Consider the following 12,967-nt stretch of genomic DNA (forward strand, 5'->3'; position numbering starts at 1 on the left):
AGTTCTTCGAAAGTGCGGTTACTACACTCAAAGTTGTTAGTAAATCCAATCTAATTAGGATAGCAATAACTGAATATATCATGAAATATAAGGAATTATTAGAGTAATTATATTATTAAAATGGGGTTTTTTGATGGTTAAATGTCCTAAATGTGGGTCAAAAAATGATAATATTAATGATTTTTGTTTAGAATGTGGAAATAATTTAAAATCATTAGAAACTACTAAATTCAATAAAAAAGCTATATTGCTCGGAATTATTACTCTATTTTTTTTACTAATAATCAGAACTTTAATTCATTTTGATACGTTATTTTTATATACCATTTCCATGATGTTTATTTTTTTCGTAAGTGGAGTTATTACAGGGTATACTGCTAATAAACTATATATTAGTAGTTCAATTATGAATGGGTTAATTGTAGGGATCATATTTAGTATAGTTGGTCTTATAATCTTACAAACCATATATCCTATACTCTATGGTTATACTTACTTCATTTTCTTATTATTCGCAATGTTTTGTGGGATAGGAGGAGGTTTAGGAGGTTATATAAAAATTCAAATGAAATTAAAAAAAACTTCGGGATTTGGGGAGAATAAATAAGATTAATTATTTGGAGGGAATGAAAATGAAAAAATTGTTAATGGGTGGAATTTTCTTGATTTTAGCAGTTGTTTTAGTAAGTGGTTGCACGAGTAGTGGAAATAATACACAAACAGCAGCACCAATAAATGTCACAAATGTAACAGCAGGTCCAGGTGAATTTGGTATGTATACCGTGACTGCTGCAATAACTCCTAATGAGAATTTAGATTATCTTGAAATGGTAGCAATATGGTATGATTCAAGCAATGCTGTTATTCAAACATCTTCTCTACTCTGGAATGTCAATAATCCGCAAGCAGGACAAGTTTACAAAGCTAAAGGTGAAGATTCATTATATCAGAAGGGCACACCTACAAGAGTAGAAATATATATCTTTGATTCCGTATTTAGTGGTGGAGATACTTCCAAGGCAATATATCACCATACAGTTACTTTCAAATGATTATAAATCATTATTGGAAAAATAATCAATTTTTTTTAATTTTAATAAATATCTTTAATCTTGGAAAATACTTAATCTGAATATTTTGTCCTTTAAGTTTGAATCTCTAGGCTTTTTTCTTTTATTTCAATGCAAATGGGCAATATTAGTAATTCAAATTTAATTAAAATAACAAATAACTAATATTCATGAAAATACGTAACCATACCCAAAGCGGCAATTAACGACTACGCCGGCAACAACTTAGCAGCTAAATACACCTAAAAATTCAAAACAGGGGCATAAAAAACCTACTACTTTTTCCTTTTTTATTTTAAATGATATTATTTGAAAAATGGGGTTATACTCATACTCAAATCGCATGGATATACTATGAATTGATGTATAAAATTGCTTAAAAGTATTATAAAATATTTGAGAAACATAGTAGAAATTCAAATTCTCTGATGTGAAAAAGTCACATAATCCCTTTTTATTAAATGTATTTTATTATTTTGTAATAACAAGTCATAAAATATAAGTTTACCAATTAAAACTTGGATATCATCATGATTTCAAAAAAAGAATAAAAATGTAGATGTTAGAACGAATGGGTTACAGATGCAACTCCAAATTCTGCAGAAGTGCTTTGAGTTTCTACAGGATTACCTCCATCTAATATTTGAACTGTTAAAGTTCCTGTACCATTGTCATGTTTTTGGAAATTAGTTGATACTATCCCCGGATTCTCGCCTAATGGAAACTTTTGTGGGCCTGTACCTTCTACTGATCTAGTACCGGTAGAATCGGCAATAGCGCCCGTCCAAGGACCAGAATAACTCACACTAATTTCTACTTGACTACTACTACTCGAGGTAGGAGTGGTTGATTGGGGAGTAGTTGCTTGATTTGTTGTAGTGGGTAAGTTTGTTGTAGTCTTATCTGGAGTGAACATTCCTGTTATCCCTGCTATCAGAATTAATCCTAAACAACAAACACCTAATATACTCGCTACTTTGATACCATTAGATTGTTCATTCCAAGTTTTTAATATCCCCTCTTTAGATTCTTGGTTTTTATTAGAAATAGGTGGTTTTGGTGGTATTCTCAATAATTTTTTACATGATTTACACAATCGTGCATTTTCAGGATTTTCTGTACCACATTTAGGACAAGTAACTGTTTTTTCCATTTTTTTCTTGTTATTACCAATGCTTCCAAGATTTTCTACATGATTTAATTTTCCTCCACAATCACATTTGAGTTCAAAATCGTCTGGAGATTCTCCTTGTTGTAATTCATAGTAACCTCCACATTTTTCACATACTAAATACCCCATTAAAAACCCCCTTTACTAAGTATAAAATATTTAATTGCTTTAATAAGAATAGCGAACCCAATTCCTCCAATTAATCCAGAAATGAATCTAACTTTATTATTACTCTCTCTAAAACCAGATAATTGTGTTGTACCATCTATAAAGGTTGGAATTATCATCAAAAATCCAAGAATAATTAATAGTGAGGTATACTCTACAAAATTGAAATATACATAAGTAAAATAAGAAAATGCACCTAGATATAAACCTGTACATCTTGAACAAACTGGAAAATAGTATCCTTGGATATTAAATGATCGTTCAGGGATACGATGGCATATAAACTGAGTAAAAAACGTCAAAAAATGAATTTTCAGTGATATTCTATTTAACGACCACATCATAACTCCTTGAAAAATCTTCTAGAACATTTATGATATTGCATTTTAATAATATTACATATAATATTTGATAGTGTTACTCTTATATAAATTAATTGAAATGTTTTGGATATTTATAATTTTATTTCGTTATATGGAAGTTTAACGAAGTAGCTTATTTTAGATATATTTATTTATAAATAAACTTAAAAAACATTATATAATATATGTTCCGTAGATATTAAATGAGGTATCAACATGAATGAAAAACCAATCTTTAAGCAATTGAACTTTAAACTATCAGAAAAACAACTCGAAGACTTGGAAAAACTATCATCTGCAATGGGTAATGTTTCTAAATCAAACTTGATTAGAATTGCAATAACTGAATATATAATGAAATATAATGAGTTATTAGAGTAGTATAGAAGGTTACAAATTTAATCCCAACCTTTTTTTTCAAGATTTTCTGGAATAACTCCGCACATGTTTTCCTTAATTACAGGATATAACTTATTTATAGATCCAAATCGAAAAGTAAGGTAATCTTCATTTATGAGATACATAATTATCTCTTTGGTTAGTACTCCCCTCTTTTTAACATCTACTATTTTATCCCATTCAATTTTGACATCTTTAGCGTATTTTTTTCCAAAACTGATTTTCAGTCCTTTTTTATGTGTAGAAACATAACCATCCATTTGTTTATGTAATATGTTACCACTTGTGGCGGCGAAACCAACAAATCCCATTAATAATGTTGCAGTAGCTTTTGATTCTGCACTCCTTTCTTGAACTACTGGAATAGTAACAGTAAATTTAAGTGGATTATCAAGCATTTTAATTGTTTTAGGGGTATGAATGTTCAAACCATTATGTTTAGACAGGGATGTAGTTTTAGGAGGTTCATTTGTAGAACTGACTCCAATTGGATTTCCACACTCACTACAAAAATTGGCAGTTTCTTCCATTATATGACCGCATTGATTACATTTAACCATTTAGCCACCACATTTGTTTAATTGTTGTCAATAAAAATTAAATATTACATATATTATTTGATAGTGTTACTTATTATTTAAATAAATTGAAATTTATTATTATATAAGTCATAACGAAATAATCTGAAACTTAACAGAAAAACAATCAAAAGACCTTGAAAAACTATCAACTGCAATGGGTAATGTTAGTAAATCTAATTTAATTAGGATAGCAATAACAGAATATATAATGAATATAGACTGTATATAAAATTGTAAGATGCTATAATATATTCTCTGGGATGTTTTTTCATGGTAAAACAAGAAAAATTTAAAATAAGCTCAAAAATTCCTTCAGAAATCAGAGTATACCGACAAAAAATCGATAAAATAGTAAAGTTAGAACATAGATATTGGAAGGAAATTCAGAAAAAAAAATCATTATTTAAAGAAATTGATGCAGATTTAGACAGAAAAATTGAGTCGATTTTCCCTTCTAATGTTTCTATTCGAATTTATGCATGTAAAAATGGTATAATCTTATTAAGATATATAGAATTTAATATGCCTACAAAATTCCAAATTTTTTACTCTCTTACACCCTTGGAAACTTTCATGAATGCCGTGCCCATCCCTACTGAATCCGGAGAGTTTCTCATTCCAATGCCTCTTGGAGAAAATTATCAGTTTATAAATTGTATATTTAATAATGTAACAATTAAATGGCTTAATATAAGTTCTTATTTATATGGTAATAGTAATTTAATTGAAATTGAAGATGCACTAACTGATTTAGATATATATGTGAATGGAATGCTTAATAATTCCCATTTTGAGGTTGGAGTCACGAAACAAGAGGATAAAAAAAATATTATAAAAGTTTTTAAAGAAAAACTTAAAGAATTTGAAGAATTATTAAAAAAAGCACAAGTTGAAGAGGATATACAAAAATTTCTAAACAAGAACCCACTTCTAATTCAACCCCACTCAAAAAAAATACCAAAACAAAAATTAGGAGAAGATTGGGTAACAGACTTTGTTTTGATTAATATTCTTGATCAAGGGCACAAATACACTTTTGTAGAAATAGAAAAATCGGATATGCCTATTTTAACTAAAAATAATGAATTTACGTCAAAATTTAAACATGCTGAAAAACAGATTTTGGATTGGGATATTTGGTTAGAAAAAAATCTAAATTATATAAAAAATAAATTAAAAAGTTTTGAATACCCTCCAGATTATCTGATTATAGGTGGAAGATCTAAGGATATGGGAGAAAATGAGAAACAATATATTAAAGCATATAATCGTAAAAACGATATTACCTTTTTAACTTACGACGATCTTTTAAAAAGAGCTGAAGAATTTGTAAAAAGCTTAGAGGATAATTAACTTCATGAATATTAAGAATGAGTATGTTATAAATTATTAGAATAGCAATAACTGAATATATTATGAAATATCAAGTGTTGCTGGAAGACGTGGTATAATACAATATTAATAATAAATTGGATAATAAGTAGGAAGGATTATGATGTATTGTCAAGAATGTGGAACTGAAATCAAAGAAGGAAATTTCTGTAAAAAATGTAATAAAGATATTAAACTCAAAACTCCTAATAATAAAATCAATTCCAATAAAGAGATAAAAAATAAGTTAGCTTCTAGAAGAAAAGAAGTAAATAAAAATCTTAAACCTGCACCAAAAATAACTCGAAAAGAAATTATTATTGCAGTGGTTTGTCTTTTAGTTTTAGTGGGAATAGTAGTGTTGGGAGGGGCTTTTTTTCAAATTTTTAAAGGCTAATAGTTAGTATGATTGGGGGTATGGTTTATTAATGGTTAAATGTCCTGAATGTGGGTCAAAAAATGATAATGGTAATGTTTATTGTTCTGAGTGTGGTAACAATCTAAAAATATTATCCAAAACCAGTAATTTTAATAAAAAAGCTATATTGTTAGGGATTATCATTCTATATTTTCTATTGACTATTTCTGGAAACTTAAAATTTAATAATTTACCCATGATATTGATAAGTATTATATTAAGTTATTTTATAAGTGGTTTTATTACAGGTTATACAGCCGACAGACTATATACAAGAAGTTCCATCCTAAATGGTTTAGTTGTGGGAATTATAATAACTATCCCTATGTCTATACTTGTTTCTGAACTTGCATCAGATTATGATCCAGAATTTACTTATTATTCATTTATTTTTCTTTTGTTAATGATTTTTCTTTGTGGATTAGGAGGAGGTTTAGGAGGTTATATTAAGTTAAAGAAAAATCTGGGAAAAAGTAAAGAAGTAATGATTTAAAATAACTGAATATATAAAGACCTGTTGGAAGGGATTTAAAGTCTCAATAAATTTTAAATTTATTTCAAGTATCCATTAACAGGACATCCAAAACTAACAAAAACTTTTAATTTGTTTTAACGATTTTAAATCCAACTTAATACGGATAGCAATAACTGAATATATAATGGAATATACTGACTTGTAAAAGAGGATTAAAATGTTATTTATATTAATTTTCGGAATAATTTTCTTGTTTATTGGATTAAAAAATTTAATAAAAGTTGGAAAACATTATTCATTATTGAAAAGAAAGCACCCATTGATATTGTAGGGTTAATAGGATCTGCGTTAGTTTTTATATTAGGAAGTTATCTTATTTTGACTAATCTAACTTTCTAATAATGGGTATGTTAGTAAATACATCTAATTAAAATAGCAATAACTGAATATAATTGTTTTACTCTTTTTTACAGCCTGTTAATTTATCAAATATATTTTTAAATTGTTGTTTATCGGATCCGTTTTCTAATGATTCAAGTATAATATCCATACATTGGTGTTGGATAGTTGTTTGGAGTTCACTATTTCCTTTATTATAACAGCCTCGAATGGAATTAAACAGCTCAATGGTTATATATTCCAATGTTGCTTCTTTGCTATTCAGTACCTTATCATTTTTTGTCATCGTTATCACTTCCATCTGTTAGGGCTTTGATGTTCTTAGGTATCCGATTAAATAAACGATTCATGAAACTAAGATTTTCTAATTTAGTTATTGCTACTAAATAATTTTTATTCAGACGTTCCAATGAGATTATTTGATATAATAATTTATCATGCTTATCTTGTAAGTCCTGTACCTTTTCTTTATGTTCCTTAAGATCCATTGTTAAATCTGTTATTGTATTTTCTTGTAATTCCATGTTTAATATTTTATTTTTATATTCAACAGGTATTATCATGACTTCTTGTTTATCATTGAAAGGGCTTTCACGTTCTGGAATAGTGATTGTAAATTGAACGGTTGTATATTTCTCCTTTTTTCCATCTTTTAGCGTTCTTGATAATTCCCTTGAATATCTTTTAACTGTACTTATTGATATTATATTAGATATTATCATGTAAATATAATAATAGGTTTTAGGACTTTAATTATAGAGTTTCCATACAAATAGATTATATCAACAGAAAAGTAGTATGCTAAATACCCTATTTAGTGTATATCATTAGGGTTAAACTTGGATTTAAAATCTCATATTGACAAATTCTTGACAAATTATGTCCAACTTACAATATTTCAAAAGTTAAGTTATAAAAATAAATATGGTAGGGTAAGTTAGGTTATACACTATTCAAAAAGTAGTCAAAAACCGGTCAAAAGGTGTCAAAAAACTATGTCCATAAAACACTCTCTCAGGACATTAACAAATAAGGTTAATATTAAGTTATACCAGTATTGGGGTTCTAACAAGTTTGATTTAAAATCCGATACCAACTGAAAAATAAGGGTAATGGTATGTGTCAAAACCAAACTAATTTGTCAATTAATTGTTAAGTTAATGTCAAGAAATAGGATTGTTAAAGTATTGTTAAGTTATTGTTAAACAACTTGCATATTATTGCAGTTACTTGCATTTTCATAACTGTTGGATTTTATTTTGTACCTGTTGAATTATTGTTGAATTTTCAGGTTAAAAAAGTCATATTTAAAATGTCACTTTTCACTTTTTAGGTAACTTTTTTGAGATGGGTTTGTGCTTAATTATTTTTATATTATATCCATGAAATTAGTTAATATAAATGGTTTTAACTTAAAACAAGGGAGTATTAAGAAGTTTATCAGTTTTATTTCAGATTCACTTTTAAACACAATTATTCTTTTTTCATGATAATTTAGTGCTTATGACTTTTTTTATTAGAGGGTTTTTTGTCATGTTAATGTCATTAGTTTACAGGTTGAAAATATCTTAAATTTTCTTCCAATATCATTCCTATAATATTCCTTTTTATTGTTTTTATGCTAGGATAATTTCGGTTAAAAAATGTTAATTTAATAATAATAAAAAAAATAATAAGTAATAATAAAATGGGGGTTCAATTATGGATAATGATACAAAACTAATCTTAATGGTCGTTATAATAATTGTAGTTGTAGGATTATTTGCTTATGCAAACTTTGCCGCACAACAAAGACTTATGGGATAAAAAAAAGAGGATGGTTCAAATATGAGTTATTGTCCAGTTTGTGGGAAAGATATTGGTGAAAAACCTTTTGATGAAGGTGGTTGGTGTCCTAATTGTGTTGGCACTAAGGAATATATGGAATTAGAAGGAAAACTTGAGGAATATAAAAAGAACGAAGAATCCTTAGAAAAAAATAAGATGGGAGCAAATATGGGGGTTGTTGGATGGGTTGCTTGGAATGAAAAGAAGAAAAGAGAATGTAAAAAAGATTAATAGTAATTCGTGTGCCGTACATTTTGTTTAATTCTTATTCTACTTTCTTCTGGAAGTAAAAATTAATTTATTGTTAAAGAACCTTCCAGGATCCTTCCATAAACCTTCCTTTTTATTCCTTTTTTATAGACGGCCAAAACTGCCAAAACTTACCTTTTTTATAGACTGGTAGAATTGGTAATATACTTTAAATATCGTGGAATTTATTTTGTTGAATTACCATTCTTAAACTTATTTAATAAATTATCCATTTTATTAAAATCATAATCCACACTACATAATAAGTCATCAAAGGTAAGATTTAAAAATTCATGAAGTTTATCAGATTCCACGTCAATATTAAAAATATTTTTTAATAACAGGTGCATCATATATTCCATTCTACGATTATGAGTTGAATCTCTACATTCAAAACATGTTAATTTTTGATTTAACAGGTCTATCTTTTCGGATTTATTGAAAGAATGTTTATCTAAACTTCTAATTTTATCATCAAAGTTGCTCAAAGTGTCTTCCATGTATTGAACTTCTTTTTTAGGTACACTACTACATAAACGATATTCGGTTAAACAATAACCCTCATCATGAAGGAATATATCACTTACAGGTCTATCATGGTATATTACCTCTTTAAAATCTGTTTGTTCATTATTAAGAACCATTTTATCCCAATCAGGCTCGTTTCTTGGAACATATCTTTAAGGTGTGGATAATATTTAATAGCTTCTTGGATACTTTCATCTTCCATAGTCTTAACGTTATCAAAATAGGCTTTTCTTTTAGGGTAATGATTCTTAAAATGTCTTGAAATTGACATCTCAGTGATAAGTTCTTGTTTATCTCCCATATAAACTTTAATATCTTTGAATGGGTGCTTAAGTTCGTACATGTGTTCTATTTCTTTTTGATACTTACTATTACATACCTTACATTTAGGTTCATGACCTCTCAGGGCGTTCTTTTCCTTAATTCTCCTTTTCTGAGAGTCTTCTCCTATGCTTTCAATAAGAGAAACCATTTTATTATATTCTTTCATCTTGATTACCTCCAATTAATTCACATAAATTAACGATAGTTCACTTTTAACACTAAATTATAAGAAATTCCATTAGTTGAAAAATTATGATTCAGGTTCAATCAGTAAATACTATATTTTATATGTCTTGCTGAATTATTCAGAACTAAATAAAACCTCCAATGTATTACTAACAATTAATTTATATTCAAATCCGATTTCAACAATAATCATGATATAACGTTTAACGACAACTTTTTTATATGTCCAGAAAAGGTGCCACTTTACTGTAATTTAAGGGTATTTTTAACGGATCCATAATATCCGCCCCATAATCCACTAAACTTTTACTAAACCTGTACTAAATTTCATTTGGTTTATTCAAATCTGATTCTTGTTGTAGATCCCTGAATTTATTTGTAGCTTGGATCCATCCTTCAGACTTAAAATCAATATATCCCTTATCTTTTAGATAGTTAAATGCTCCCCAACACCTTAAATGAGAACTGTCAGTTTTAATTTCTAATTTATCTACGAAAGATTTCAAAGCAATTGAACCATTTTCTATTAAAATTGTATAAGATTCGGTTATTTCATTATCTTTGATTGAATCATTATCTAATAATGGAATGTCTTCATAATTCGGTTCTTTTAAGTATTTTGGTTTTTTATTGGTTTTATCTTCTACTTTTAAATATGGAAAATTTTCTGTATTTGATTTTTGTAGTTCTATTTTTATTCCTCTGCTTTCAGCTCTGTTTGTTGCCTTTTCTAAGTTAATTTCAATTTTTACAGGTTTGGTTTTGTGAATTCTTTTTATTATTTGAAGTTTTTTAAGATCTGATTTTGCACGTTGCCAATTATAATTTTCAATTTCATTAGTCATTAATTCAGATAGTTTATTGTATGTTGTATTTTCGATTTTTTCTTCTAAAATTATTTTTAAGAGTATTTCTTCAGTATCGTTGAGTTCATCTTTTCTTTTTTTACGATATTCTATAGCATATGAAACCATAAGATCATATAAATCATATTTTATATTGTTATTGTTATCAATCACCTTAGATAATGCTAGAATAGGTAAAAACTTGTTATAGTCTCTACCTTCAAGTCCTTCTATGTCTCCAATATTTTCATAAGCTTTAATGATTTCATCTTGGTACATTAGAGATGTTGCCATGCATTTTTGTTGTATAGTTTGGAAGTATGGATCTTTATGGATTTTTGCAGAATTACGGCGTTTATCTTTATCTGAAGTTTCAACCATTTGGATTATAATTCCTTTTTCTTCTAATACGTCATCTATATCCCTTGTTCCAATAGCTACTGAAGAAGCAACATTAAATTGTTCTAATCCATGATTATCTTTGTTTACCCTGTCAATAGTGGAATATAAATACCATGCACTTTCTAAATATTGTGTAATAACTTGTTTTTTCTCATTAGATTTTCTTACTTCTTCATAGTGGTCAATTGTGAAAAATCCTTTTGTAGCTGAAGCTTTTCTAAATAATAATGCTTCTGATGAACTTCCAGATATATAACCCGATCCATTAAAACATAAATTGCTTAAAAGAGTTAATGCTGTTGATTTTCCAACATCTCTCAAACCATAAAAAGTAATATAAGGAAACCATACAAAAATAGCTCTAAGATATGTTCCTAAAACCCATAGAACAAAAAAATAATGTTCATTTTGATTTTTAAGTTCAAGATATACCTGTGTATTTTGAAGCACTGAATCAAAAAGCTCTGAGATATTATTATATGCAAAATTACCATTTATATGTATTTGATGCGATAAATCACGTATAGCCCTTAATGTTCTTTCATTGAGGGGTTGTTTGTAACCTTTACATATATACACATTTTCGGGGGGTTCTTTTTTTATCGTATCAAACTTTTGTAATGCTTTAATTAATTTATTACGGCTTATCCCGAAGATTCCTTTTATGCCTCCAGAATACACTGAAGCATAGATTAAACCATCTATGTCGTTGAAGAACATTCCATGATTAATATTTTTATCATTTTTCTCTGTTTTTCTAAAAAAATCATCTATATCATCTATATCTATTTTATTTTCCTTCTTAGCTTTTAATGTAGGTGCTTTAATTCCATATTTCAATTGTAAATACTGCAAAGCATGATCCAATCTTGATTCTTTGTTAATACGTTTAATAAAGTCTATTACATCCCCAGATTCATCTGAGCTATGGGAATACCAACTTTGTGTTTCTTCAAATATTACAAAACTAGGACTATCAGATTCCTGTTTTTTTATAGGGTTAAATAGTCTAATAACATTTCCATGTTCTCTTATTTCTTGTGGTTCATACCAATCTGGGAAATGTTCTTTTATTATATCTAACAGACTAAACTTTTCATGTAATTGCTTTTTAAACTGTTTAATATCGTTTGGTTGTTGGTTTTCTATTTTCTCTATATTTATGAGGCTTTTGGGAAGTTTATTTTTTACATAGTCTTTTACATTTTGAACAGTTTTGATTGGTTTATTCTTTACAATTTCATAAAAATTTTGATTATAACTTGAAGGTGGGATCATTACATAAGATCCTATTCCCTGAATGTCTAAAGGTAACTTCAAAAATCGTTTCCTTTTATCTACCGGTTCAATGCTATAATAATAAGCATGATAACCTCCATTTGGGGTCTTTGTAATCAATGTTTCATCATTCTCGAAGTATTCAAAGAATAACTGATTATCCATGTCAACAACTATTAGATATTTATTTTCTCTTAATGGATCTCCACATATTAAAGCATAATTGTTGATTTGTTTTCTAATCAATTTTTTTATTGGATATTTCTTTTTTTGATATTCTTTCCAACTATAACCGGGATTTTTAGGAGCATAACCCTTCTTGTTTTTATCAAAAATTGGTATAATGTTTTTATTTCTTATTTCTTTAGGGAATTTATCTAAGAACTTCGAAACATTTTTATTCTCTTGAAACATATTCTCTTTTGGTAGGACATCTGTTTGGCGACGTACTGTCTTATCATTTTTTTTATTTTCCATTTAGAATCACCTTTATGAATCATTTTTATCATTTTATATAATTCCTTCCAGTTCTAAAAGTTTTTTTATGATTTTAATATAGTCTGGCGGGTTGTCCATGTCTTTTTTTTCTTCGTAAAGTTTTTTAATATCTTCAATAAACTTAGACATTTTTATCACCGTTTATTTTTAATATTAAACTCTTATGGTTTCCTTCTTTTACATTCCAAGAGAGTTTATCACCTTTTTTTATGTTCATTTCTTTAACCCATATTTTTGGAATATAAATATAGAAAGATCCTTTAACTTCCTGAACTGAGACATTATTTAGTTTCACCGTATGCACCTCCATTTTGTTATACTTAAGAATTGCTTGATTTTTTATCTATTTAAAGATTTTTTTTATCTTTAAAATCAAAATTAGTAAATATTTACTTCTTTTTTTGTTTTTGATAGAT

General features: G+C 27.5%; 15 protein-coding genes. 6 read left to right on the forward strand and 9 right to left on the reverse strand.

Annotated elements, in window-relative coordinates:
• Positions 1-632: 632 nt before the first annotated feature.
• Positions 633-1,052 carry a hypothetical protein gene (locus tag K8N75_RS11430; protein WP_223792187.1) on the forward strand — a complete coding sequence of 140 codons (420 nt, stop codon included), beginning with the start codon at positions 633-635 and terminating at the stop codon, positions 1,050-1,052.
• Positions 1,053-1,632: 580 nt separating this feature from the next.
• On the opposite strand, the gene K8N75_RS11435 is transcribed toward K8N75_RS11430, so the two are convergent.
• Together K8N75_RS11435 and K8N75_RS11440 are read right to left on the reverse strand one after the other, a co-directional pair.
• Positions 1,633-2,370 (reverse strand): Ig-like domain-containing protein, encoded by a 738-nt coding sequence (locus K8N75_RS11435; protein WP_223792188.1) that lies wholly within the window; start codon positions 2,368-2,370, stop codon positions 1,633-1,635.
• Positions 2,370-2,753, reverse strand: a complete 384-nt coding sequence (locus K8N75_RS11440) for a DUF2085 domain-containing protein (protein WP_338038042.1) — start codon at positions 2,751-2,753, stop codon at positions 2,370-2,372. The genes K8N75_RS11435 and K8N75_RS11440 overlap by 1 nt, the downstream gene beginning before the upstream one ends.
• Before the next feature lie 234 nt (positions 2,754-2,987).
• Between K8N75_RS11440 and K8N75_RS11445 the strand changes: the two genes are divergently transcribed.
• Entirely contained in the window at positions 2,988-3,152 is a 165-nt protein-coding gene (locus K8N75_RS11445; protein WP_223792190.1) for a ribbon-helix-helix domain-containing protein, read from the forward strand.
• A gap of 17 nt (positions 3,153-3,169) precedes the next feature.
• Here K8N75_RS11445 and K8N75_RS11450 read toward each other — a convergent pair whose 3' ends face one another.
• Positions 3,170-3,730, reverse strand: coding sequence for a zinc ribbon domain-containing protein (locus tag K8N75_RS11450; RefSeq protein ID WP_223792191.1), 561 nt, complete (start codon positions 3,728-3,730; stop codon positions 3,170-3,172).
• Between the two features lie 291 nt (positions 3,731-4,021).
• Here K8N75_RS11450 and K8N75_RS11460 point away from each other — a divergent pair, with 291 nt between their 5' ends.
• The 3 genes from K8N75_RS11460 (at position 4,022) to K8N75_RS11470 (ending at position 6,033) form a co-directional block, all read left to right on the forward strand.
• Entirely contained in the window at positions 4,022-5,104 is a 1,083-nt protein-coding gene (locus K8N75_RS11460) for a Shedu anti-phage system protein SduA domain-containing protein (RefSeq protein WP_223792192.1), read from the forward strand.
• A gap of 139 nt (positions 5,105-5,243) precedes the next feature.
• Positions 5,244-5,519: a hypothetical protein gene (locus K8N75_RS11465; protein ID WP_223792193.1), complete on the forward strand. Its 276-nt coding sequence runs from the start codon at positions 5,244-5,246 to the stop codon at positions 5,517-5,519.
• Positions 5,520-5,550: 31 nt separating this feature from the next.
• A complete protein-coding gene (locus tag K8N75_RS11470) occupies positions 5,551-6,033 on the forward strand; it encodes a zinc ribbon domain-containing protein (protein ID WP_223792194.1) in 483 nt (160 codons plus the stop codon).
• A gap of 439 nt (positions 6,034-6,472) precedes the next feature.
• Here K8N75_RS11470 and K8N75_RS11475 read toward each other — a convergent pair whose 3' ends face one another.
• The gene (locus tag K8N75_RS11475) at positions 6,473-6,700 is read right to left on the reverse strand and encodes a hypothetical protein (protein WP_223792195.1); all 228 of its coding nucleotides are present in this window, start codon (positions 6,698-6,700) and stop codon (positions 6,473-6,475) included.
• Positions 6,687-7,136: a hypothetical protein gene (locus K8N75_RS11480; protein WP_223792196.1), complete on the reverse strand. Its 450-nt coding sequence runs from the start codon at positions 7,134-7,136 to the stop codon at positions 6,687-6,689. The genes K8N75_RS11475 and K8N75_RS11480 overlap by 14 nt, the downstream gene beginning before the upstream one ends.
• Positions 7,137-8,241: 1,105 nt before the next feature.
• Between K8N75_RS11480 and K8N75_RS11485 the strand changes: the two genes are divergently transcribed.
• Positions 8,242-8,472: a hypothetical protein gene (locus tag K8N75_RS11485; RefSeq protein ID WP_223792197.1), complete on the forward strand. Its 231-nt coding sequence runs from the start codon at positions 8,242-8,244 to the stop codon at positions 8,470-8,472.
• Between the two features lie 203 nt (positions 8,473-8,675).
• Here the strand turns inward: K8N75_RS11485 and K8N75_RS11490 are convergent, their stop codons facing one another.
• The 4 genes from K8N75_RS11490 to K8N75_RS11505 all read right to left on the reverse strand — a co-directional run bounded on the left by K8N75_RS11490 (position 8,676) and on the right by K8N75_RS11505 (position 12,846).
• On the reverse strand, positions 8,676-9,134 hold the full coding sequence (locus K8N75_RS11490) for a hypothetical protein (RefSeq protein ID WP_223792198.1): 459 nt from the start codon (positions 9,132-9,134) through the stop codon (positions 8,676-8,678).
• On the reverse strand, positions 9,095-9,508 hold the full coding sequence (locus tag K8N75_RS11495; RefSeq protein ID WP_223792199.1) for a hypothetical protein: 414 nt from the start codon (positions 9,506-9,508) through the stop codon (positions 9,095-9,097). Before K8N75_RS11495 ends, K8N75_RS11490 begins: the two co-directional genes overlap by 40 nt.
• Positions 9,509-9,848: 340 nt before the next feature.
• The gene (locus tag K8N75_RS11500) at positions 9,849-12,530 is read right to left on the reverse strand and encodes a bifunctional DNA primase/polymerase (RefSeq protein ID WP_223792200.1); all 2,682 of its coding nucleotides are present in this window, start codon (positions 12,528-12,530) and stop codon (positions 9,849-9,851) included.
• A 142-nt stretch (positions 12,531-12,672) separates the two neighbouring features.
• The gene (locus K8N75_RS11505) at positions 12,673-12,846 is read right to left on the reverse strand and encodes an AbrB/MazE/SpoVT family DNA-binding domain-containing protein (protein WP_223792201.1); all 174 of its coding nucleotides are present in this window, start codon (positions 12,844-12,846) and stop codon (positions 12,673-12,675) included.
• Positions 12,847-12,967 lie beyond the last annotated feature (121 nt).

This window comes from Methanobacterium spitsbergense (assembly GCF_019931065.1).
Classification (GTDB): domain Archaea; phylum Methanobacteriota; class Methanobacteria; order Methanobacteriales; family Methanobacteriaceae; genus Methanobacterium_B; species Methanobacterium_B spitsbergense.